Genomic DNA, 22,547 nt, shown 5'->3' on the forward strand with positions numbered 1-22,547 from the left:
ACTCCTTTGGTATAATGGAAAGAGTTTAGGGGGGCGTCACATGGAGAGCCGAATTGATCGTATAAAAAAACAGTTGCATAGTGCTAGTTACAAGCTGACGCCGCAGCGAGAAGCGACAGTTGCTGTCTTGCTTGAGCACGAAGAGGACCACCTAAGTGCTGAAGATGTTTATCTTTTAGTAAAGGAAAAAGCACCAGAGATTGGTCTAGCTACTGTTTATAGAACGTTAGAATTATTAACGGAGCTCAAAATTGTCGACAAAATCAACTTTGGCGATGGCGTATCGCGCTATGACTTACGCCAAGAGGGAGCTGCCCATTTCCACCATCATCTTGTTTGTATCGAATGTGGTGCTGTTGATGAAATTCAAGAAGATTTACTTGAAGATGTGGAAGCCGTTGTTGAAAAACGTTGGAACTTTATCATAAAAGATCACCGACTAACTTTCCACGGCATATGCTGGCGCTGTCATGATAAAAACGACGAATCGAATGAAGAAAAATAACAAAAAACTGTCTGTTTTAATCTTTGGTATAGATTGAATCGGGCAGTTTTTTGTTTTTATAAAAATGAAGTACAAATTCTATTATGGTTGGTGGTTTATGTCGAACGGAGGGTGCTTTAGCACATTTCTTAAGGCCATGCTAAAATAGAGAATAATTGACAGTAAGGGGGCGTTGTGATGAATGAATTTCAATATGCAGTAGAGGACTATATCCATTTTATTCAGGTGGAAAGGCAGTTATCTGTTAATACATTAGCATCCTATCGCCGAGATTTAGAAAGCTATGTTCATTTTTTACAGGAAGCAGAGGGTATGGCTGATTTTAGTCGTGTGGAACGGACAACTATATTACGCCATTTAGAGCAATTGCGGGCACAGGGGAAGACAAGTCGTACAGTTGCCCGTCATATTTCATCTATTCGGAGTTTCCACCAATTTTTACTACGAGAAAAGCGTGCAGAAACTGATCCGACAGTTCATTTGGAAATGCCGACAATTGAGCAAAAATTGCCTAATATCTTATCTATCGAAGAAATTGAAGCTTTACTAACAGCTCCGAATCGAAGTAAGCCACAAGGCATACGTGATCTTGCCATGCTGGAGTTATTGTATGGGTCTGGTATGCGTATCAGTGAACTCATTGCACTGGATTTAGCTGATATTCATTTAACCATGGGCTTTGTACGTGTATTTGGGAAGGGCGGCAAGGAGCGAATCATTCCACTCGGCAAAAGCGCACTTTCGGCAATAAATGGCTATTTAAACGGTGCTCGTGGTCAATTACAGGGAAAGCACCCTAAAACAGATGCGTTCTTTATTAATCAAAGAGGGAAACGTTTAACAAGGCAGGGTTGTTGGAAATTAATGAAGGAGCATGCATTAAAGGCAGGCATCCAACATGAATTAACACCACATACATTGCGTCATTCTTTTGCCACTCATTTGGTTGAAAATGGAGCCGATTTACGAGCGGTACAGGAGATGCTTGGTCATGCAGATATTTCTACTACGCAGATTTATACACATATTAGCAAAACAAGATTATCTGAGGTCTATAAGCAATTCCATCCACGTGCTTAAAACATCATAGGAAAAAATTATATTTCAGTCGGATGTCTGACCTTTATTTTTCGCATTTTTTTGGTAAAATAGAGTCATGAGATTAGGAGGCAACCATTATGAATAAACCATTTAATAAAATCCATGTCGTTGTCATGGACTCCGTAGGTATTGGTGAAGCACCAGACGCTGCCAATTTCGGTGATGTTGGCGCACATACACTAGGACATATCGCTGAAAAAATGAATGGGCTTACAATGCCAGTAATGGAGTCATTTGGTTTAGCGAATATTGAACCATTGCATGGAATGCATGCAACTACTGACCCTAAAGCATACTACGGTAAAATGCAAGAAGCATCAGTTGGTAAAGACACGATGACAGGCCATTGGGAAATCATGGGGTTAAATATTGATAAACCATTTAAAGTGTATCCAGATGGGTTTCCAGCGGAGCTAATTGATGAGCTAGAGAAACGTACAGGTCGTAAAGTACTGTGCAATCAGCCAGCAAGTGGTACACAAGTGATTGAAGACTTCGGGAAGGAGCATATGGAAACTGGAGCGATTATTGTCTATACATCAGCCGATCCTGTTTTACAAATTGCGGCTCATGAGGAAATCATTCCACTAGAAGAGTTATATAAAATTTGCGAAATTGCTCGTGAATTAACATTACAGCCTGACTATTTAGTAGGTCGCGTCATTGCCCGACCATTTGTGGGTACGCCTGGAAACTTTACTCGTACATCCAATCGTCATGATTATGCGTTAAAGCCATTTGGTCGTACAACGATGAACGTTTTGAAGGACGCGGGATTAGATGTGATTGCCATTGGAAAAATCTCAGATATTTTCAATGGTGAAGGTGTGACAGATTCGGTCCGTACAAAAAATAATATGGATGGTATGGATCAATTTGCAGAAGTTGTACGTCGTGACTTCCGCGGACTTAGCTTCTTAAATTTAGTGGACTTTGACGCCAATTTTGGCCATCGTCGTGATCCACTAGGTTATGGACAAGCATTACAAGAATTTGATGCACGCCTACCAGAAATTCTAGAAGCCATGTCAGAAGACGATTTATTAATTATTACAGCAGATCACGGCAATGATCCAACCTTCCCAGGGACAGATCATACACGTGAATATGTACCACTAATTGTCTATTCACCACGTTTTAACGGTGGGGCGGAACTTGCGCTTCGTGAAACTTTTGCAGATATTGCAGCAACAGTTGCAGAAAACTTTCATGTAGAAGCACCACCATTCGGTAAAAGTTTCTTACATGATTTGAAATAAGGGGGTTTTTTTCGTATGAATATGGTTCAATTGTTTGAAAAGAAAAAACAAGGATTAGAGCTTTCTCAAGCTGAAATTCAGTATTTTGTTGAAGGCTATACGACAGGCTCAATCCCAGATTATCAAGCAAGTTCTTTATTAATGGCGATACGTTTACTGGGCATGTCTGATGATGAGACATTTTATTTAACAAAGGCAATGATCGAATCAGGCGATGTCATTGATTTAACATCTATTGAAGGCTTTAAAATTGATAAACACTCAACAGGAGGAGTTGGTGACAAGGTCACACTTGTTGTCACACCAATTATTGCTGCTCTAGGAATTCCTGTTGCGAAATTTAGCGGTAAAGGTTTAGGGATTACTGGGGGAACAATCGATAAGCTGGAATCCATTCAGGGCTTCAAAACAGAACTTTCATCACAAGAGTTCATTGATAATGTCAATCAGCATAAAATTGCCGTTGCTGGACAAACAGGTAATCTTGTACCAGCCGACAAAAAATTGTATGCATTGCGTGATGTGACAGGTACTGTCGATTCTATTCCATTAATCGCAGCATCGATTATGAGTAAAAAAATTGCAAGCGGTGCCGATGGTATTGTACTCGATGTAAAATGTGGCTCAGGTGCGTTTATGAAGACGCAGGAAGAAGCACAGCGTTTAGCGGATACAATGACGGCTATTGGAGAAAAACTTGGACGTAAAGTCATCGCACATATTAGTGATATGGATAATCCATTAGGGAAAATGATTGGTAATAAGCTTGAGGTTGTCGAGGCATATGCCTTATTAAGTGGACGCTTGGAAGAAACGCATGAGGATTTGGTTGATGAATGTGTTGTCATCTCTTCCTTAATGTACCAAATCGCTGCTGGCGTGAATGAAGCGGAAGCGACTGCTGCGGTGAAGCGAGTACTTGCAGATGGCTCTGCAGCTGCAAAATTCGAGGAGTTTATTGTGGCGCAAGGTGGAGTAGTCTCTGATATTGTTCAAAATGAAACAGCTCATAAAGTAGCAGTGACAGCGATTACAGGGGGCACTGTGGAAACTATTAATGCCTTATTAGTTGGGGAAGCAAGTGTTAGTCTAGGCGCTGGGCGTTTAACGAAGGAATCGCAGCTAGATTATGATGCAGGCATTCAGCTTATTGCTAAAAAAGGTGACCATGTCCATACTGGCGATACGATTGCTTATTTATATTCAAATCAACCAATTGATGAAGAAACAATTAATAAAATTCAACAAGCTTATACAATTGCATAAAGATCCTTAGCGAGAGCCCTCACTTTAAGAGGGCTCTCGCTTTTTTGTGTTCCATGAATCGCCAAACTTTAGCAATCGATAGCGTTTAGAAATTGTTGATTTATCCCATACTGCACTTAACCTAAAAAGCTATAAGTATGTCGATTAGACACTATTTCGGAAGACTTTGCACTAGTTCTGTCAGCCGCAAGGATTCACCATATTGAATGTGGAATTGCACGAGGAGGAGGCGATGTTCATGCATTATCAATTAGAAATGGTCACAAGAGAGACAGTCGTTATACGTTTGTTTGGGGAGCTCGATCATCATGCAGTAGAACAAATTCGAGCGAAAATTTCTGCAGCAATTTTTCAAGGCACTGTGACGACCATCATTTGGAACTTAGAAGGGCTATCGTTTATGGATAGTTCGGGAGTTGGCTTAGTGCTTGGTCGAATGCGTGAGTTAGAAGCAGTTGCTGGGCGAACTATTTTATTGAATCCATCGCCAACAATGCGAAAAGTATTTCAATTTTCAGGATTAGGGCCATGGATGATGGATGCAACAGAGGAACAAGCGATTGATCGCGTAAGGGGGATTGTAAATGGATAACGAAATGACATTAACTTTTTTGGCAATTAGTGAAAATGAAGCTTTAGCGCGTGTAGCAGTTACAGGCTTTATTGCACAATTAGACCCAACTATTGATGAACTATCAGAATTTAAAACAGTTGTCTCAGAAGCGGTTTCCAATGCCATTATTCATGGCTATGAAGAAGATGGTAAGGGTGTTGTGACAGTTCATGCTAAACGTGAGGATGATATTGTGACAGTATCTGTCATGGATAAAGGGGTAGGAATTGAGGATGTTAGTCGAGCGATGGAGCCGTTATTTACAACGAAAAGTATGATGGAACGTTCAGGTATGGGCTTCACTATTATGGACAGTTTTTCGGATCAGCTGACAGTTATATCAAAATGGCAAGAAGGAACAACTGTAACATTCACGAAGAAATTTTACACAGTTCGCACAGCGGTAATGTGAGGTTAAGCCCGTGAAGCCGTTAGAACAGTCGTCCGATAAGCTTTTGTCTCAGGAGGAAATGCGTGATTTAATTGCACGCGCACAGCAGGGCGATCATGAGGCTCGTAAACGAATGGTAGAAGGCAATACGAGACTTGTGTGGTCCATTGTTCAACGTTTTACAACGAGAGGTGTTGAGCTTGAGGATTTATTCCAGATTGGCTGCATAGGGCTCATGAAATCTGTGGATAAATTCGATTTAACATATGATGTGAAATTTTCAACCTATGCCGTACCGATGATTATTGGAGAAATTCAACGCTTTTTAAGGGATGATGGCATGGTGAAGGTGAGCCGCTCTATTCGTGAGCTCAATTTTAAAATCCGTCATGCTACTGACGAATTTATTAAAAAGAACGAACATCCTCCAACTATTCAAGAACTCGCTCAGGTGCTTGGTGTGACAACCGAGGAAATTGTCACCGCATCCGATGCGCTGAGAGACCCAGCCTCTCTTCATGAGCAATTGTATGAAAGTGAGGGGGATTCCATTACATTAATGGATCAAATGAAGGATGAGAAATCAGAGCAACCATTTGATTATATCCCACTGAAAGAAGTACTAACGAGACTTGAGCCGAGAGAGCAGTCTATCATATATCTTCGCTATTTTTCAGATTGCACGCAAACTGAAATTGCAAATAGATTAGGTATATCTCAGGTACAAGTATCCCGATTAGAGAAAAAAATTCTTGCCCAGCTGAAAAGTTGGATGGCAACAAGTGCAACAGTGGAGCAGGAAGTAATAAAAAAAGACATCTAAGAAAATGGTGACAGCATGACAAATAAATTATTTAACAGCTTAGAAGAAGCCGAAGATTTTCTTATAGAACATTTTGGTGACGGCGAATCATTTGACGTTGGGATTAAACACTTATTTGTCAAAGATTTGCCGGTCCTTTGTGCATATATTAGTGGGCTTGTAGATGGAGAAGCTTTAACACAGTTACTTTCTAGTATGCTCCCAGATGAGGACGTTGAGATTGAAGTAGAGGATGAGAAGGAATACTTTGAGTCCTATTTTAATTTCCATGGACGTTCAGAGGAAACAGAGCGTAAAGCCTATTTACTAGCCATTTTAAGTGGACAGGTCACCTTTATTACCAAAAGTGGCTATTGCTACGTTGCAGAGCTTAGAAACTATCCAGGACGTTCTCCAGAAGAGCCAGATAATGAAAAAGTTATCCGTGGCTCAAGGGATGGCTTTACAGAAGGAATTTCTCAAAATACAGCTTTAATACGTAGGCGAATTCGCAATAGTAATTTACGTTTCGAGCTACATAAAATATCCAAAATCGGTCAAACCGACGTGGCGATCGCGTTTATGAAGGATGTTGCCAATGAAGATATGCTCGAAAGTTTACGACAGCGTCTTGGACAAATTAATCATGATGGCTTGACGATGGCCGATAAATCATTAGAAGAATGGCTTTTTAAACAAAAGTTCCATCCAGTGCCATTTGTACGTTATACGGAAAGACCTGATATTGCAGCTGCCCATCTACTTGAAGGGCACATAGCTATATTAGTCGATACCTCTCCATCCGTTATTTTAGTGCCTGTTACCATGTTTCATTTATTACAGCATGCGGAGGAATATCGACAGGCACCGACTGTAGGGACGTTTGTACGTTTAATGCGATATTTTGGCTCCGTTATGGGTTTACTTTTATTGCCATTGTGGTATGTATTTGCAACGAATGAATCCTTACTTCCGGATGCCCTCTCCTTTTTAGGTACGGAGGAGAAATCACATGTACCATTGTTACTACAAATACTGATTGCAGATATTGGCATCGAGTTTTTGAGGATGGCCGCCATTCATACTCCGTCACCATTATCGACAGCGATGGGATTGGTTGCGGGGGTAATCATTGGTCAAATTGCGATTGATGTTGGATTATTCTCTTCAGAGGTGGTCCTCTATACAGCAGTTGCAGCTATTCTTATTTTCATTATTCCGTCCTATGAGCTCAGTATCTCCATTAAAATTTTTAGGTTACTGTTACTGCTGATGACGGGTCTCTGGGGTGTCAATGGGTTATTTATTGGTTTATTTTTATTGTTTACCTATTTATGTTCATTGCGACCAATGCAGGCACCTTATTTATGGCCGCTTGTTCCATTCTTTCCAACGGCAATGCTTCGTGTCATCATTCGTTTCCCAATGACTTCTGATGCATTAAGACCTTATGTAGTCGCTTCCAAACAGCGAAAAAGATCATAGGAGCCGTTGCACTCGTTTTTTTCATGTGATAAAGTTCACATATAGTATTTTGTGATTTTTGCAAAAATTATTTTCATTCAAGAAAAAGCAAGTATTATACATTTGTTTTTTTATGTTTGATGGAAATAATTTCTTGATGGGATGGCTTTAAATGGTAAAGAATGATTCCACTATCAAGCCGTAAAAATAACAAGATGGAACGATGTGAAAAGGGAGAGATGCACATGCATTTATATGGAACACAAGCGATTTCTGAAGATGGTCATTTAACAATTGGACAGGTAGACACACTAGAGCTAGCAAAAGAGTATGGTACACCACTTTTCGTGTATGATACTGCACTTATTCGTAAGCGTGCACGCAGCTTTATCGATACGTTTAAAAAACTAGGCGTAAAAGCAGAAGTAGCTTATGCTTCAAAAGCATTTGCATGTGTAGCGGTGTATCAATTAGCAGCAGAAGAAAATTTATCATTGGATGTTGTATCTGGTGGGGAGTTATTTACTGCATTAAAGGCAGGTTTCCCTGCAGAGCGCATTCATTTTCATGGTAACAATAAAAGCATTGCTGAAATAGAGCTAGCTTTTGACTCCAAGATTGGATGTATTGTTGTAGATAATTTCTATGAAATACAGCTTTTAAAAGAAATTTCGGAGCGCCGTCAGCAAAAAATGCGTATATTATTACGTGTTACACCAGGTGTTGAAGCACATACGCATGATTTCATCACGACAGGTCAAGCAGATTCAAAATTCGGCTTTGACTTAAACAATGGTCAAGCGGATGAAGCATTCCAACAAACATTTAGCCATGAATTCCTAGAGTTACTAGGCTTACATTGTCATATTGGCTCACAAATTTTTGACACTGCTGGTTTTGGCTTAGCTGGAGAAAAATTGATTGACAAAATTTCTGATTGGAACAAGACTCACGGATTTACATGTACTGTGTTAAACTTAGGTGGGGGCTTTGGTATTCGTTATACTGAAGAAGATGCACCGCTTGAACCACAAGTATATGTAGAGGATATGATTACAGTTGTCAAAAATAAAGCAACTGTTCTTGGACTGAAGATGCCGGAAATTTGGATTGAACCAGGTCGATCACTTGTAGGTGATGCAGGAACATCTCTTTATACAATCGGTTCACAAAAAACAGTGCCAGATGTGCGCAAATATATTGCGGTTGATGGCGGTATGAGTGATAATATCCGCCCAGCACTATACGACGCTAAGTATGAGGCAGTCATCGCAAGTAAGGCGAATGAGCCGAAAGATGAACTCTATACAGTTGCTGGTAAATTATGTGAATCTGGCGATAAATTAATTATTGATGCTAAACTACAAGATGCTGCTTCAGGTGATGTGTTAGCCATTTTCTGTACAGGTGCGTATGGTTATTCAATGGCTAGTAACTATAATCGTGTGCCAAGACCTGCTGTTGTATTTGTAGAGGATGGACAGCATCAACTAGCTATTCGCCGCGAAAGTTATGAAGATATTGTGCAAAACGATCTCCCGCTAACTTTAAAAAAGGGTGAGTAAATTTGAGGAAAAATAAGTGGGTATTACTAGCGTCCATTACAACATTTATTTTATTATGGGGCGTAGTCTATTGGGTGTTGGCGTCGAAAGGTATTCTCGGACCTGGTTCGTAAGACAGAAATTGGCTTGCGGTAAAAGTACAAATCGTGTAGGATAGTCAAAGATTATGTACAGCTAGAAAAAGAGGGAATAGACAAATATGTTAATTCGATATAAAAAAGCTTTAGAGAAAATAGCAATGGGGCTACTTTCGTTTATGCCTAACGAAAAAGACGTAAAAAAGCTTACAGAAACCATCCACTCCTATGAAAATGATGATAATTGGGTTTTATACTTATGGAAAAAGAATGATGAATATGTTGGCATAGTAGGGCTTGTTGTTGATGAGCATAATATAGCTACGATCCAGCACGTGTCGGTGATCCCTTCCTATAGGGGCGAGGGTGTAGCAACCGAGATGCTTCAAGAAGTGGCGGAACTTGGCCAATATGAAAGTGTACGTGCTACAGATGAAACACGTAGTTTCGTTCGAAAATGTATTCATTGTACCGATGAAAAAGCAGACGATTAACACCGTCTGCTTTTTCTTTGTTTGCTTTCTTGTCGCTCTGCAAGAATATGTGAGCGATCTCGTAGCATATGTTTATGAAGAAGATAATTTGAGCTGTTCGATGGCAAAAGCTTTATACGTGCTATGGCTAACTCCAGCAAGTGAGGTGAAAGAGGGAGCTGGAAAGTTTGAAAGGACTTGCCCGTTTTTATCGAAGTAAGAGCTATTGTCATTTGTGTTAGGAGTTCATGATAATCAATTTCTTGGAAAAAAATATGCCCTTCATTTACTTGAAAATTATGAAGTGCTTTTTCTAAAATTCGTTTAGCACCAGTATTGTTACCACGTCGCCAATGATAGAAACCTGTTGCCAGCTGTACATAGCCGACAAGTGGATGCATTTTATCACCAGGTGCAATTTCCTTCCAATATTCCTCTAGCACTTCATGGCATTCAAAAAAATCTTGATTGCCATTAAAATAGGCACAGTAATCTATAAATAAAGTATGATGCTGCGGATGCATTTTGGACTCCTTTCCACTATACTAAAAGAACATAGAATCTCAGGGTGGTAAAATAATGTCTTATGAAGTAAAATTAGAAGCCTTTTCAGGGCCTCTTGATTTATTATTGCATTTAATTCACAGATTGGAAATTGATATCTATGATATCCCAATGGCTGAAATTACACAACAATATATCGACCATATACATGCAATGCAAGTACTGGAATTAAATGAAGCAAGTGAATATTTAGTAATGGCAGCAACCTTGCTGGCAATTAAAAGCCGCATGTTATTGCCGATTCACGAAGGAGAGATGGAGGACGCAGAATTAGAAGTGGACGGACCTGACCCTCGTGAAGAACTGGTGCAACGCTTAATCGAATATAAAAAATACAAGGAAGCAGCAAGTAATTTGCAAGAGCTTGAAACAGACAGAGCACAAGTATTTACAAGGCCTCCTGCGGATTTAACAGGATTAGCCTCAGAAGAACAGATGGCTTTATTTGATTTGAATGTGAATATCTATGATATGCTTGGCGCATTTCAAAAATTGATGCGTCGTAAAAAATTAAAGAAACCATTAAAAACAACTGTAGCAAGGCAGGAACGATCAGTAAAAGATCAAATGCGTTCTGTTGTGGATTCTTTACGATTAACAGGTGGACGTGCATCATTTTTCGAGCTTTTTCCCTATGAAGATAAGCCAACACTTATTCTGACGTTTGTATCCCTTCTTGAACTGATGAAACGTCAGATCGTCATCGTAGAGCAAGATGGTAACTTTGAAGAATTAACGGTTACCTTACAGAAGGAGGAATGGGAAGATGACGAAAACATTGATGTTACAGAGTAGAATTGAAGCCTTATTATTTGTTGTGGGAGATGATGGCTTAACGATTAAACAACTATCACAACTTTTAGGAGAGCAGGAAGAGTTGATTCTGCAAACAATGAATACATTGAGAGAAACCTATGAAGAAGATTTAGCAAGAGGAATTACGGTGAAAGAAATTGCAGGCGTCTATCAGCTCATTACAAAATCTGAGTTTGCCGATACAATTCAAAGATTAGTAGAAAATCCAACCTCACAATCCTTATCTCAAGCCTCCCTCGAAGTGTTAGCGATAGTTGCATACAAACAGCCCATTACCCGTGTAGCGATAGAAGATTTGCGTGGCGTCAAGTGTGAACGACCAATCCAAACGTTAGTTTCACGAGGCTTAATTAAAGAGGTAGGACGGTCAGAAGGAACTGGACGTGCCATCTTATATGGAACAACAAAAGAGTTTTTACATTATTTTGGCTTAAATAATATAGAAGAAATGCCTCCTCTACCTGATGAGGACCTTGTTGATACAGAACAAGAAACAGATTTATTTATGACGAAGTTCCAAGAGACTTTTAGCGGGGCAAAATAATGGTAATTAGGTATAATGTGTAGCCTTCAACATAAATTTAAATCTATAATTTCCTATCACATTGAATAAGGAGTGGCTCGTTGCTTCGGTTATTTCGTTTAACACTGTTCATGATCATTGTGTTCATGGTAATGCTTCCTCAAACTAGCTTTGCAAGAGGAGGAAGCGGCTATGCTGTTTTGGATGGCGATACAGGTCGGGTTTTAATAGGGTCCAATAGCGATGAACGATTACCTATTGCTAGCCTAACAAAAATTTGGACAGCACTTGTGGCAATCGAAAATAGTGACTTGCAGGATGAAGTCGTTATATCCCCAAAGGCTGCTATGGCTGAGGGAAGTTCTATTTACCTACAGGCTGGTGAAACGGTAACAGTCGAAACGTTATTGTATGGCTTAATGCTACGGTCAGGCAATGATGCTGCCACAGCTTTAGCCGAACATGTAGGGGGTTCTGTAGAGGGCTTTGTCAAATTAATGAATGAAAGAGCCGTTATTGCAGGTCTTACCAATACCGTCTTTATGAATCCATCTGGTCTCCATCATGATGAGCATTTATCGTCAGCGAGAGATACTGCTGAGATGTTAAGACTTGCTTTGCAAAATAAAACGTTTGAGAAAATTGCTTCAACGATTCTTTACCGGGCGAATACAGTAAACGGAATGCTATGGGAAAATAAACACCGTTTATTAAGAGAAGGTTCGGGAATGGCGGCAGATATAGATGATGAGACAGAGCAACCTGTTAGTTCCTTAAAGTCAGCCACTGGTACTGCTTTTGCTGGAAAAACGGGCTTTACCAAGGTTGCTGGACGAACACTTGCAACGGCCTTTCAAAAGGACGGGCAAACCTGCATTGTTGTCACATTAAATGCATCCGATGATTGGAATGTACATCGAGGCTTATCCAATAAAATATGGCAAGATTATCGTCTTGAAACAGTAGTGAAGAAGGGTAAATACAATGTCAATAAAAAGTTGGCTATTCGTTTACAAGAGCCCGTTCGCCTACAATTAAATAAAGAGGAAAAAGAACAAGTTCGGCAAGTATTACATGTTTCAAGAAAACGTCAAGAAGCAGTCTTGTCGATCTTTATAGGCGAAGAACGTATTTATGCAATGCCAGTAAAAGTTGAATCAGCGGATCGTTAAAAACGATTTGCTGATTTTTTACATTATTTGATTAATTGATGTTAAATTTGGTAAAATGATAATGAAGGTTGAATTCTTAATTTTCGAAAAAAGGGGTGAGGAAATTGAGGAATGCTTCCATGGAAAGTAAAGGTAGACAAATTCAATTTGGGCTAATAATTGTCTTATTCTTATCAAGTTTAATTGTCCCTGTCATTCTACTATATCCAATTCAAGAGATGCTATATCGACCAAAAGAATTTTATTATTTTGCACCTTATTTTAATGCTTATATTATCTTTATGGCCTCTTTATTTGTCATGGCTCTTGTACTACTAATCAATTATTTGATCATACCTGAAACGAAAAAAAGCAAGAATATTCAACGTGGTCTAGTGTCTGCTTCCTTATTAATTGCTTTAGGTTTCATCGCATTAAGCTTTAATACCTATAAATTGATAGATTCAAACGGTATCTATAGGAGTCCAATTTTTAGTTTAAAAGCTGATTTTGTCGGGTGGGAAGAAGTTGTGAAAGTGGAGCAAGTGAATCTAGAAAAAAGTGGTGTGACAAAGCCTGATCATCTGGTTTTTAAATTTCAAGATGGTTCCACAATTGAAGAATCTTTGGCAGGCAACATGATGCTGGCTAAAAACTATATAGCCAATGAGTTAAACCAACGTGGCCTAACAATTGAAAATGTATACAAATAAAAGCTGCCGAATGGTAGCTTTTTTGTTGTTAAAATAAAGATTTTACAATCGATTCACATTATTGCTAACTGAGTATACTGCTAGTAAACAAAACAAAATGCAGGTTCAAATGTTAAGAAATTAGCTAATGCGAAATTAGTTGGAATACTCAAATAAAAAATGTGAAATTTGTTTTTCTTTAATAATGTCTAAAAGTATGACATAATTTTCACAGATTAGCGGGAAAAAATAACCCTATTCATTGGATCGAAATCGAATGATGAAGAAAGTGTTATTGTGAAAGAAAACTAGAGGTGAAAAAATGGAAAGATTACAAAAGGTCATTGCCTATGCAGGTGTTGCCTCAAGGCGCAAGGCAGAGCAATTGATTTTAGAAGGCAAAGTTAAAGTAAACGGTGTAGTTGTTCGTGAGTTGGGAACAAAGGTATCTAATTCCGATACAATTGAAGTAGAAGGTGTGAAATTAGAAAAAGAAGATAAGGTATATTACTTACTTTACAAACCACGTGGAACAATTTCTGCTGTAACAGATGATAAAGGACGCAAAACTGTCACAGATTTATTTCATCATATTCCGCAACGTATTTTCCCAGTTGGTCGTCTTGATTATGATACATCTGGATTATTGCTATTGACAAATGATGGAGAATTTTCCTATATGTTGACACATCCGAAGTTTAAAATTGACAAAACATATATCGCTCGTGTCAAAGGTGTGCCAACAATTGAAGGGCTTAAAAAGCTTCAACGAGGGATCAAATTAGAGGATGGTAAGACAGCACCAGCTAAGGTAAGTATGACATCCTTTGACGAAAAAGCTGGCAAAGCCATTTGTGAAATCACGATTCATGAAGGCCGTAATCGCCAAGTTCGTCGTATGTTCGAAGCGATTGGGACACCCGTTGTCAAATTAAAACGTGAACGCTTTGCTTTTTTAGATTTATTCGGCCTTTCTCCAGGAGAATACCGTGAATTAACAAAGCATGAAGTCAAGCAACTACGTGTGTTAGCAGAGACAGGAAAGCTGGATTAATGAAATTTGCCAGAAGAAAGTGTGGATACCACAAGAGGTATTTGGATGTTTACACTTTCTTTGTGGTGAAATCGTTCATAAATCATTCATAATTAATAGCTAAGTGTTTTTGTATCATTTTGCTATAATAGGTGAGAATAGTACACCTACTATAGCTGTAACACATTTAATTCGGTATTGTTGACGTCAGTGTGAAAGAAGTTTTTACATACTTATAGACGTATAGAGCATGAAAAAGTTCTATTTGTATCTTCATTATGTAGAAGCATACGCAAGCCGTAATTGATAGGGGGTTTATTAACTTGGAGAAAAAGAAAAAACGTCTTGTACTGCGAACGGTCATTTTAGCTGTGTTAGCATTGGCAATCGGGTACACAGTATATGGAACAGCAACAAAGGAAAAAGTAGAGTTAGTAGCAGTGGGCTCTAAAGCACCTGACTTCACGTTAGTAGATTTAAACGGTGAAAAGCATAAATTGTCGGATTATAAAGGACAAGGGGTATTTTTAAACTTCTGGGGAACTTGGTGTAAGCCTTGTGAGAAGGAAATGCCTGCGATGGACAATCAGTATCAAGAGTATAAAGATCAGGGTGTACAAACATTAGCGGTCAATATTGCTCAAACAGATTTTGAAGTACAGAATTTTGTCGATCGATATGAGTTGTCATTTCCTGTAGTTATCGACAAAACAAAAAGTGTGATGACTGCTTATAATGTAGGTCAATTACCTGCAACAGTGCTAGTTGATCCAGAAGGCAAAGTAGCCAAAATTATTACAGGTGAAATGACGGAGGAAAATATTGCTTCGTACATGGAATTAGTGAAGCCAGATAAGGAGTAAATGACGATGGAAAAAATCATTTGTGCTTGTGGTCATAGTAATCCATACGGCACGAAGCTTTGTGAGAAATGTGGTCGTCCTTTAACCGAAGAAGAAAAACAAAATAAGGTTGTTGATATGCGCTATGATGGTATGGCCATTCGCTCCAAAACATATAACAAATCTTTCATCGATAAAATATGGAATTTCTTCTCGAGTGTTAAAGTAGGTATATCCTTAATTATTATCACATTAATTGCTGCTTCAATCGGAACATTACTACCGCAAGAGTTTTACGTAAAAGCTTCTGATATGGAGAAAGGAGCTTATTACGCAGACGTATATGGTACATTCGGAAAAATCTATTATACGTTGGGGCTTTCAGATTTATATAGCTCATGGTGGTTCCAAATTTTAGTTGGTATGCTGGCAGTATCGATTATTGTGGCAAGTCTTGACCGAGGCATTCCGCTTTATAAATCATTAAAGAATCAACGTGTTAAAAGACATGAAAGCTTTATGAAGCGTCAGCGCATTGTTGCAGAAGGACAAGTGACGGCGAGTGCGGATGAAACGCTTGATAAAGTGGCTCAAAAAATGACTGAGATGAAGTATTCTGTTCGTCGAGATGGTAGCGCTCTCTTAGCTGAAAAAGGACGCTTCTCTCGTTACGGCCCGTACATAAACCATGTAGGTCTCATCATTTTTTTAGGTGGGGTCATGCTACGTCTAATCCCAGGATTCTATGTGGATGAATCGATATGGGTGCGTGAAGGTGAAACACGAGCGATCAGTGGGATGGAAGGTTATTTCATTGAAAACCGTGACTTTATTTTAGAAACACATGATAATACACCTCAAGGAGAGCAAGTTAAACAGGGTGTGAATGTAGTAGCTAAAAACTTCCAGACCGATATTACACTGTACAAGCAGCCTAAAGACGCATTACCAGGGGATACGGAAAATCTAGAAAAAGTAAAAGACTATTCCATTCGTGTAAACCACCCTTTGAAAGAAGATGGCTTTGCTCTTTACCAGATGGATTATCGTCTAAATGAATTAAAACAAATGAATTTTGAATTAATTAATAAGACGACGGAGAAATCATTAGGTAAGGTAGAGATTGATTTAACAAACCCTAAAAAAGAATATGATTTAGGCAATGGTTCATCCGTTCAAATACTAGTGTATACACCAGATTTTGATGGGTTTGAAAATGGTGAGCCACAAACAAAAACATCAATTCCAAATAATCCCGCGTTTTTATTTAAAATGACAACACCAGAAACACCAGAAGGAGAAGTAAGCTTTGTTGAAATTATGCAACCTCCTTTAGAACCACTTGGTGAAAATAAATACAGAATGAAGTTTGCTAGTGCAGAAATGCGTGACATGTCAGGTATTACGGTACGTAAAGATAGTACCATCCCTATTCTGTTTGTTGGGGGTGTCATCTTTATGATCGGTGTTGCGATTGGCTCTTATTGGAATCATCGTCGTTTATGGCTGCAAGTGGAACCAGACGGCCGTGTGTTAATGGCTGCCCATGTCAACAAAAATATGTTCAGCATGAAAAAGGATTTAGATGCTGTCACAACATTTGCTGCATTGCCTCCGTATACAGATCAGTTAGAGAAAGATGAGGCTGGCGAAGAGTCCACAAATGGTGGCATTAAAGAAAAGGAAGGTGACAACACCTTATGAGTTTGATTGATATAAGTGGAAACTTATTATTTGTAGCGTTTATTGCTTATTTAGTTGCGACATTATTATTTGGTGGTTCAATTAAGCAAGCTAATGCTACTGGTAAGAATACTGGCAAATGGGGCCAGCTTGCCATTGTGGTTACCATTATTGGTTTCCTATCACAGCTTGGCTATTTTATTACGCGTTGGATCTATACTGGACATGCGCCAGTAAGTAATATGTTTGAATTTACGACTGCCTTTGGTATGTTCATTGTCGGTGCGTTTATCTTAATTTATTTTATTTATCGTTTGACTGCACTTGGATTAGTGGCATTGCCTGTAGCACTTTTAATTATCGCTTATGCAGCAATGTTCCCGAAAGAAGTAAGTCCATTAGTGCCGTCGTTACAAAGTTATTGGTTAACGATTCACGTTATTACAGCAGCATTAGGGCAATCTATTTTAGCTATTAGTGCTGTGGCAGGACTTATTTACTTATTAAAAGTAGTAGATTTAACGAAGCGTTCTAAACAACGTTTTTGGTTAGAGGCCGTGATGTACTGTCTTGTAGTAGTTATTGGGTTTGTTGCGGTAACATCTACATTTAGTGCTATGGATTATGAGTCTAGCTATAATTATGTGGATAAAGAAGGAACTACTCGTAAAATTATTTACAATTTACCTCCGATTTTCGGTATGAATGAATATGAAGTGGTTGAAGAACATGGCATGTCACCATTAGTAGAAATGCCAGCATTAATTAATGCTAAAAAATTAACAACTGTTGTTTGGTCATTAATGATAGGATCTATTTTGTATTTATTAATTCGTTTAATCGCTCGCCGTCGAATTAGTGCCATTTTCCAACCACTAGTTAAACGTGTCAATTTACAATTACTTGATGAAATTGGTTATCGTTCAGTGTTGATTGGTTTCCCTGTATTCTCCCTAGGTGCTTTAATCTTTGCGATGATTTGGGCACAAATTGCTTGGAGTCGATTCTGGGGTTGGGATCCAAAAGAAGTATGGGCTCTTATTACATGGTTATTCTATGCAGCATTCCTGCATTTACGTTTATCAAAAGGCTGGGAAGGTCGAAAATCTGCTTGGTTAGCATTAATTGGTTTCGGGATTATTTTATTCAACCTAATTGCTGTTAACTTAATCCTTGCAGGTTTACACTCCTACGCGTAACCTGTGAAACAACAAGCCTTTTCGCTGTAGCGAAGAGGCTTTCTTTTCTTTTCAATATGTGTCACAGCATGTACAATAGAAGGTAGAGAAAGATTGGAAGAGAGGGATCGTGAAAGTGTCAGAAAATATTTCAGTATTAGTAGTAGACGACGAGGATCGTATTCGCCGCTTATTAAAAATGTATCTAGAGCGAGAAGGATACCTTGTTGACGAGGCAGAAAATGGTGAACAAGCGATCGAGAAATCTTTAGAAAAAGAGTATCACTGTATTTTACTTGATATTATGATGCCTGAAAAAGATGGGCTAGAAGTGTGTGCGGAAATTCGAGAACGCGCAGCAACACCGATTATTTTATTAACTGCAAAAGGCGAAGAAGCGAATCGTGTACAAGGCTTTGAGCTTGGCGCAGATGACTATATTGTAAAACCATTTAGTCCTCGTGAGGTTGTTTTACGTGTGAAGGCTATTTTACGCCGTTCACAAGCTTTCTCACCAACGACGAATGCATCCTCTTCAAAAGATTTGGTGGTGTTCCAGCATTTAATGATTGATCACGATGCACACCGTGTAACAGCAGAGGGGATTGAGGTCAATTTAACACCAAAAGAGTATGAATTACTGTATTTCTTAGCGAAATCGCCAGACAAAGTATTTGACCGTGAACAACTACTAAAAGAAGTATGGCATTATGACTTCTTTGGTGATTTACGTACAGTGGATACACACGTAAAACGGTTACGTGAAAAGCTCAACCGAGTTTCTGAAAACGCTGCTAAAATGATTGTGACAGTTTGGGGCGTTGGATACAAATTTGAGGTTGTCAATGAATAGAATATGGAATAGTGTTGTCGGGAAGCTATGGGTAACCATATTGCTTCTCGTTTCATTTGTATTATTTGTTTTCACGGTATTAATGCTTGAATTTCTTCAAAATTATCATATGCAGCAAGCAGAAATTTCATTGCGTCAGACAGCTGCAACAGTGGCAAGTATAGTAGATGACAATGAAACAGCAGAATCTACTTCGGAATTATTAAAAGATATTTTACCTACAGGGACCAATGCATTGATTGCGATAAGCCATGTTGAAGTATCCTTTGCAATGCAGGAGGGTGTCAACAAAAAAGAAATACAAGATACTATTTTAGCCAATAAATCTTTTCATGAAGTGTTTCAATCAGATGAACCCATTATTAAAGAAATGATGATGCCTTCTTCTACTGATCAAGAAAAGATGGAATCGTATGTCGTACTTGGTTTCCCCCTAAATGTTGAAAATACAGTACATGGAGCTGTCTTCATCTATCAAAGCCCAGATGCGCTACATAAAACGTCTAAGGAAACAACGAAAATTGTCTTTTTAGCTGCCTTCATAGCATTTGTGCTGACGACATTCTTCGCATTTTTCCTTTCTTCACGTATTACTTCGCCATTAAGAAAAATGCGTGAGTTGGCTTTTGAAATCGCGAAAGGGAATTTTGAAGCGAAAATGCCTACAACGCAAAATGACGAAATTGGTCAACTTGCCGTTGCCTTCAATCAAATGGGCCGTCAATTAAAGCATAATTTAGAGGTTATTAATCAAGAAAACGAACAGCTTTCGAATATTTTGACTTCTATGACAGATGCAGTGATTACCTTTAACCGTGATCGTACAATATTATTAAGTAACCCACCAGCAGAACGTTTAATGCAAAAGTGGTTTGTGAATAAAGGCTCGCAAAGTGCAAAGCCTATCCCTCCAGAGCTGTATCATATGCTTGATCATGTGCTGATGTTTGAGGATAAACTAGAAGAGGAAATTGAAATGGACGGCAACTACTACACATTTACGATTAGTCCTCTCTATAGTGGTGAAATGATACGTGGGGCTGTGGCTGTTATTCGTGATATGACTGAACAACATCGCTTAGAAAAACTAAGATCCGATTTTATAGCCAATGTCTCTCACGAACTAAGGACACCGATTGCTATGCTACAAGGTTACTCTGAAGCATTAATGGACGATGATTTTATTCAGGATCAGGAAGAGCGTAATGAGATTACCAAAATCATTTATGATGAATCGAAGCGAATGGGTCGCCTTGTGACAGATCTATTAGATTTGGCACGCATGGAATCAGGGCATATGACGCTTTATAAAGATGAATTACCGATCAATTCGACATTCGAGCGTATTACACAAAAATTTGCTCAGGTAGCAAAGGAAAAGCACGTTCGTCTGCAATTTGACAGTGAATTTAATGACGAGGCCATGATTAATATTGATGAGGATCGGATTGAACAAGTGCTTACAAATTTAGTCGATAATGCACTTAGACATACAGATGAAGGGTCTGTGACTGTAAAAATCGAGCAGGAGCCGACATTTGCTAAAATATCTGTTCAAGATACAGGGCATGGCATTCCTCAGGATGACTTACCATATGTCTTTGAACGCTTTTACAAAGCCGATAAGGCACGTACCCGTTCCAAAGGCGGAACTGGTCTCGGCTTAGCCATTGCTAGAAATATTGTGAAGGCACACTCAGGTAATATTATGGTAGACAGTGTGCTGAAAGAGGGTACGACCTTCACGTTTTATTTACCGTTCGATTAATAACATGTATTGCTATTAATTGGCTGTAACTTCTATGAATGTAAGACGACAAATATTATAGAACGGGGGTGGAGTGCTTTGAATGACTCCGTGTTCCATCGACTATACGATGCATATCACCAAGACGTGTTTCAGTTTTTAATATATTTAGTAAAAAACCGTACACTTGCCGAAGATTTAGCACATGAAGTTTATGTACGAGTGTTGCGCTCATATGATCAATTTGCAGGGAATAGTAGTGAGAAAACATGGCTATTTGCTATTGCCAAAAATGTAGCGATTGATCATTTTAGAAAGCAAGCTGTACGCCAAAAGCATTCACATGATTTCTTTGACTGGGAAACGGAACAGCTCCATTCAACCACACCATCACCGGAAGATATGCTACAGGCCAGTGATGAATTTATGCAGGTAGAATCAGCACTTGAAAACTGTACAGGCGACCAAAAAATGGTCATTATAATGCGCTATTTTCAGGACTTATCGATCGCAGAAACAGCGCAAATACTAGATTGGACAGAAGCTAAGGTAAAAACGACCCAGCATCGAGCCATTAAATTTTTAAGGCAACAGCTACAGCCGATTAGAGAACAGGAGGCGAAACGGCAATGACGCATAAGCCATTTGATGATGAACAGCTTGAATATGTATTGAACAATGCCCCTAAGCTTTCTGACCACCGTTCAAAAGAAGAAATATTAAATCGGTTAATGGCAGATGCTCGCTTGCAGGATAATAGTCACCTTCAAGAAGCGATACAACAACCTATAGAGAATGAAGAAGCACAACAAGAAAGTAAACCTTTGATCCAAGATGAACGACCATCACGATTTAAGTTCCGAAGAATGCCGATTTTTACGAGTGTAGCAGCAGTTTTCGCGCTAACGGTACTCGTTGGCTCCATGTTCATGAATAATGATGCTAGCCAAAAAGATCTAGCTAGTACTCCAGAAACGGCTAATTACGCTACTTTACAGGAAGATCGTTCTGCTAAAGACGCTGCTACGCAGGATGAAGCGCTTCAATCCAGTATTGTATCGGAGCATGAGCGCATGTTATCTTTACGGTCATCTGTCTATGAGGAAGATGTGAAAGATGCTGTCGTTTTCCGTATTGGTTTAGCAGGACGTGATGCGGAAAGTGTGCCAATGACATATGTGATACCAAATGAGCGTGTAGCAACTGATTTTGGAACAGAAAAACCTTCTACTCTACAGATGTATGAGAAATACGCTCCTCAAATTGATGAAGAAGCCAAAGGGTTTACAGATTATCATCCTTTTAAAGGTGAACTGAAGGAGAAGGAAGACAAGCTTGTCCACGTTTTACCAAAGGACAATGACTATGATGTTGCTTCAGCTACCGTCAATGAGTATAAAGGAACTTTGGAAGATACATTCTCAGATTCTGAATATACGGAAGTGGAGATTCAAAATGAAGATGGCACACCTTATGAGTTTTCTCAAGAGGGCGAGCCAAGCCAAGCTATGTCATTAACAAACGCCAAACATTTTAATTATTATTTATACCAAGATGGTAATGGTGCGGAATATCTGTCACCAGATTTCCGTCAAACATTTGCAAATGTTACAGAGGCACTTACACTCATGAAAAACAAAAATGATGATGTTTATGTAACAGTTGTTCCTGAAAACGTGACTTATACCGTGAAAGAGGAAGCGGAAGGTGTCGTCGTTACATTTGATATCCCCTTAGATTTAGCATCGATGGAGCCAATCCGCGCCACGCAATTGATTGAGGCCATGATGTTAACTGCTGCTGGCTTTGGCCAACAATTACGCTTAGATAATGTGGTCCAAGAAAGCTGGGAAGGATTCGATTTGAAAACGTATTTGCCAAAGCCTGTGGGGCCAAATAAACAATATATGCCTTAGTCAAAAATGGAGCATTCCTGTAGCATGGAATGC

At 39.0% G+C, this 22,547-nt stretch carries 23 protein-coding genes; 22 read left to right on the top strand and 1 reads right to left on the bottom strand.

The annotated features are described in order from the left end of the window. Positions 1-40 precede the first annotated feature (40 nt). The 10 genes from MHB65_RS06295 (at position 41) to MHB65_RS06340 (ending at position 9,537) form a co-directional block, all read left to right on the top strand. Entirely contained in the window at positions 41-505 is a 465-nt protein-coding gene (locus MHB65_RS06295) for a Fur family transcriptional regulator (protein ID WP_004232171.1), read from the top strand. Positions 506-682: 177 nt separating this feature from the next. Continuing rightward, a complete protein-coding gene (gene xerD / locus MHB65_RS06300; RefSeq protein ID WP_205442118.1) occupies positions 683-1,585 on the top strand; it encodes a site-specific tyrosine recombinase XerD in 903 nt (300 codons plus the stop codon). A 98-nt stretch (positions 1,586-1,683) separates the two neighbouring features. Beyond that, the gene (gene deoB / locus MHB65_RS06305) at positions 1,684-2,865 is read left to right on the top strand and encodes a phosphopentomutase (RefSeq protein WP_342442790.1); all 1,182 of its coding nucleotides are present in this window, start codon (positions 1,684-1,686) and stop codon (positions 2,863-2,865) included. 15 nt (positions 2,866-2,880) lie between these two features. After that, entirely contained in the window at positions 2,881-4,131 is a 1,251-nt protein-coding gene (locus tag MHB65_RS06310; protein ID WP_342442791.1) for a thymidine phosphorylase, read from the top strand. Between the two features lie 238 nt (positions 4,132-4,369). Next, positions 4,370-4,723: an anti-sigma F factor antagonist gene (spoIIAA, locus tag MHB65_RS06315; protein ID WP_004232181.1), complete on the top strand. Its 354-nt coding sequence runs from the start codon at positions 4,370-4,372 to the stop codon at positions 4,721-4,723. Further along, on the top strand, positions 4,716-5,156 hold the full coding sequence (gene spoIIAB / locus MHB65_RS06320) for an anti-sigma F factor (protein ID WP_205442121.1): 441 nt from the start codon (positions 4,716-4,718) through the stop codon (positions 5,154-5,156). The genes spoIIAA and spoIIAB overlap by 8 nt, the downstream gene beginning before the upstream one ends. Positions 5,157-5,166: 10 nt before the next feature. Further along, positions 5,167-5,958, top strand: coding sequence for an RNA polymerase sporulation sigma factor SigF (sigF, locus tag MHB65_RS06325; protein ID WP_009370709.1), 792 nt, complete (start codon positions 5,167-5,169; stop codon positions 5,956-5,958). A 15-nt stretch (positions 5,959-5,973) separates the two neighbouring features. Beyond that, positions 5,974-7,422, top strand: coding sequence for a spore germination protein (locus tag MHB65_RS06330; RefSeq protein WP_205442122.1), 1,449 nt, complete (start codon positions 5,974-5,976; stop codon positions 7,420-7,422). A gap of 224 nt (positions 7,423-7,646) precedes the next feature. After that, positions 7,647-8,966 carry a diaminopimelate decarboxylase gene (gene lysA, locus MHB65_RS06335; protein WP_342442792.1) on the top strand — a complete coding sequence of 440 codons (1,320 nt, stop codon included), beginning with the start codon at positions 7,647-7,649 and terminating at the stop codon, positions 8,964-8,966. 199 nt (positions 8,967-9,165) lie between these two features. Beyond that, a complete protein-coding gene (locus MHB65_RS06340) occupies positions 9,166-9,537 on the top strand; it encodes a GNAT family N-acetyltransferase (RefSeq protein ID WP_342442793.1) in 372 nt (123 codons plus the stop codon). Here MHB65_RS06340 and MHB65_RS06345 read toward each other — a convergent pair. Beyond that, positions 9,534-10,040: a DUF309 domain-containing protein gene (locus MHB65_RS06345; RefSeq protein ID WP_205442125.1), complete on the bottom strand. Its 507-nt coding sequence runs from the start codon at positions 10,038-10,040 to the stop codon at positions 9,534-9,536. The genes MHB65_RS06340 and MHB65_RS06345 overlap by 4 nt on opposite strands. A 55-nt stretch (positions 10,041-10,095) precedes the next feature. On the opposite strand from MHB65_RS06345, the gene MHB65_RS06350 reads away from it, so the two are divergent. The 12 genes from MHB65_RS06350 to MHB65_RS06405 all read left to right on the top strand — a co-directional run bounded on the left by MHB65_RS06350 (position 10,096) and on the right by MHB65_RS06405 (position 22,514). Beyond that, complete coding sequence (locus tag MHB65_RS06350; protein WP_205442126.1) at positions 10,096-10,875, top strand: segregation/condensation protein A; 780 nt, start codon at positions 10,096-10,098, stop codon at positions 10,873-10,875. Then, entirely contained in the window at positions 10,847-11,440 is a 594-nt protein-coding gene (gene scpB, locus MHB65_RS06355) for an SMC-Scp complex subunit ScpB (protein WP_342442794.1), read from the top strand. The genes MHB65_RS06350 and scpB overlap by 29 nt, the downstream gene beginning before the upstream one ends. 80 nt (positions 11,441-11,520) lie before the next feature. Continuing rightward, positions 11,521-12,591 (top strand): serine hydrolase, encoded by a 1,071-nt coding sequence (locus MHB65_RS06360; protein WP_342442795.1) that lies wholly within the window; start codon positions 11,521-11,523, stop codon positions 12,589-12,591. A 119-nt stretch (positions 12,592-12,710) separates the two neighbouring features. Further along, complete coding sequence (locus tag MHB65_RS06365) at positions 12,711-13,283, top strand: hypothetical protein (protein ID WP_342442796.1); 573 nt, start codon at positions 12,711-12,713, stop codon at positions 13,281-13,283. 301 nt (positions 13,284-13,584) lie between these two features. Beyond that, positions 13,585-14,316: a pseudouridine synthase gene (locus MHB65_RS06370; RefSeq protein ID WP_342442797.1), complete on the top strand. Its 732-nt coding sequence runs from the start codon at positions 13,585-13,587 to the stop codon at positions 14,314-14,316. Between the two features lie 302 nt (positions 14,317-14,618). Continuing rightward, entirely contained in the window at positions 14,619-15,158 is a 540-nt protein-coding gene (gene resA, locus MHB65_RS06375) for a thiol-disulfide oxidoreductase ResA (protein ID WP_342442798.1), read from the top strand. A 6-nt stretch (positions 15,159-15,164) separates the two neighbouring features. After that, a complete protein-coding gene (locus MHB65_RS06380) occupies positions 15,165-16,841 on the top strand; it encodes a cytochrome c biogenesis protein ResB (protein WP_342442799.1) in 1,677 nt (558 codons plus the stop codon). After that, positions 16,838-18,019, top strand: coding sequence for a c-type cytochrome biogenesis protein CcsB (ccsB, locus tag MHB65_RS06385; protein ID WP_342442800.1), 1,182 nt, complete (start codon positions 16,838-16,840; stop codon positions 18,017-18,019). The genes MHB65_RS06380 and ccsB overlap by 4 nt, the downstream gene beginning before the upstream one ends. 115 nt (positions 18,020-18,134) lie before the next feature. Then, positions 18,135-18,851, top strand: a complete 717-nt coding sequence (locus MHB65_RS06390; protein WP_004232215.1) for a response regulator transcription factor — start codon at positions 18,135-18,137, stop codon at positions 18,849-18,851. Beyond that, entirely contained in the window at positions 18,844-20,619 is a 1,776-nt protein-coding gene (locus MHB65_RS06395; protein ID WP_342442801.1) for an ATP-binding protein, read from the top strand. Before MHB65_RS06390 ends, MHB65_RS06395 begins: the two co-directional genes overlap by 8 nt. A gap of 57 nt (positions 20,620-20,676) precedes the next feature. After that, positions 20,677-21,231, top strand: a complete 555-nt coding sequence (gene sigX / locus MHB65_RS06400) for an RNA polymerase sigma factor SigX (protein WP_081011069.1) — start codon at positions 20,677-20,679, stop codon at positions 21,229-21,231. Next, entirely contained in the window at positions 21,228-22,514 is a 1,287-nt protein-coding gene (locus MHB65_RS06405) for an RNA polymerase subunit sigma (RefSeq protein WP_342442802.1), read from the top strand. Before sigX ends, MHB65_RS06405 begins: the two co-directional genes overlap by 4 nt. Positions 22,515-22,547: the final 33 nt, after the last annotated feature.

This window comes from Lysinibacillus sp. FSL K6-0075, assembly GCF_038592945.1.
Lineage (GTDB): Bacteria > Bacillota > Bacilli > Bacillales_A > Planococcaceae > Lysinibacillus > Lysinibacillus fusiformis_F.

Bases quoted from the DNA above. Each gene is read 5' to 3' on its own strand.
- MHB65_RS06295 (WP_004232171.1), top strand. From the start codon at position 41: ATGGAGAGCCGAATTGATCGTATAAAAAAACAGTTGCATAGTGCTAGT.
- xerD (WP_205442118.1), top strand. From the start codon at position 683: ATGAATGAATTTCAATATGCAGTAGAGGACTATATCCATTTTATTCAG.
- deoB (WP_342442790.1), top strand. From the start codon at position 1,684: ATGAATAAACCATTTAATAAAATCCATGTCGTTGTCATGGACTCCGTA.
- MHB65_RS06310 (WP_342442791.1), top strand. From the start codon at position 2,881: ATGAATATGGTTCAATTGTTTGAAAAGAAAAAACAAGGATTAGAGCTT.
- spoIIAA (WP_004232181.1), top strand. From the start codon at position 4,370: ATGCATTATCAATTAGAAATGGTCACAAGAGAGACAGTCGTTATACGT.
- spoIIAB (WP_205442121.1), top strand. From the start codon at position 4,716: ATGGATAACGAAATGACATTAACTTTTTTGGCAATTAGTGAAAATGAA.
- MHB65_RS06330 (WP_205442122.1), top strand. From the start codon at position 5,974: ATGACAAATAAATTATTTAACAGCTTAGAAGAAGCCGAAGATTTTCTT.
- lysA (WP_342442792.1), top strand. From the start codon at position 7,647: ATGCATTTATATGGAACACAAGCGATTTCTGAAGATGGTCATTTAACA.
- MHB65_RS06340 (WP_342442793.1), top strand. From the start codon at position 9,166: ATGTTAATTCGATATAAAAAAGCTTTAGAGAAAATAGCAATGGGGCTA.
- MHB65_RS06345 (WP_205442125.1), bottom strand. From the start codon at position 10,040: ATGCATCCGCAGCATCATACTTTATTTATAGATTACTGTGCCTATTTT.
- MHB65_RS06350 (WP_205442126.1), top strand. From the start codon at position 10,096: ATGTCTTATGAAGTAAAATTAGAAGCCTTTTCAGGGCCTCTTGATTTA.
- scpB (WP_342442794.1), top strand. From the start codon at position 10,847: ATGACGAAAACATTGATGTTACAGAGTAGAATTGAAGCCTTATTATTT.
- MHB65_RS06365 (WP_342442796.1), top strand. From the start codon at position 12,711: ATGGAAAGTAAAGGTAGACAAATTCAATTTGGGCTAATAATTGTCTTA.
- MHB65_RS06370 (WP_342442797.1), top strand. From the start codon at position 13,585: ATGGAAAGATTACAAAAGGTCATTGCCTATGCAGGTGTTGCCTCAAGG.
- MHB65_RS06380 (WP_342442799.1), top strand. From the start codon at position 15,165: ATGGAAAAAATCATTTGTGCTTGTGGTCATAGTAATCCATACGGCACG.
- ccsB (WP_342442800.1), top strand. From the start codon at position 16,838: ATGAGTTTGATTGATATAAGTGGAAACTTATTATTTGTAGCGTTTATT.
- MHB65_RS06395 (WP_342442801.1), top strand. From the start codon at position 18,844: ATGAATAGAATATGGAATAGTGTTGTCGGGAAGCTATGGGTAACCATA.
- MHB65_RS06405 (WP_342442802.1), top strand. From the start codon at position 21,228: ATGACGCATAAGCCATTTGATGATGAACAGCTTGAATATGTATTGAAC.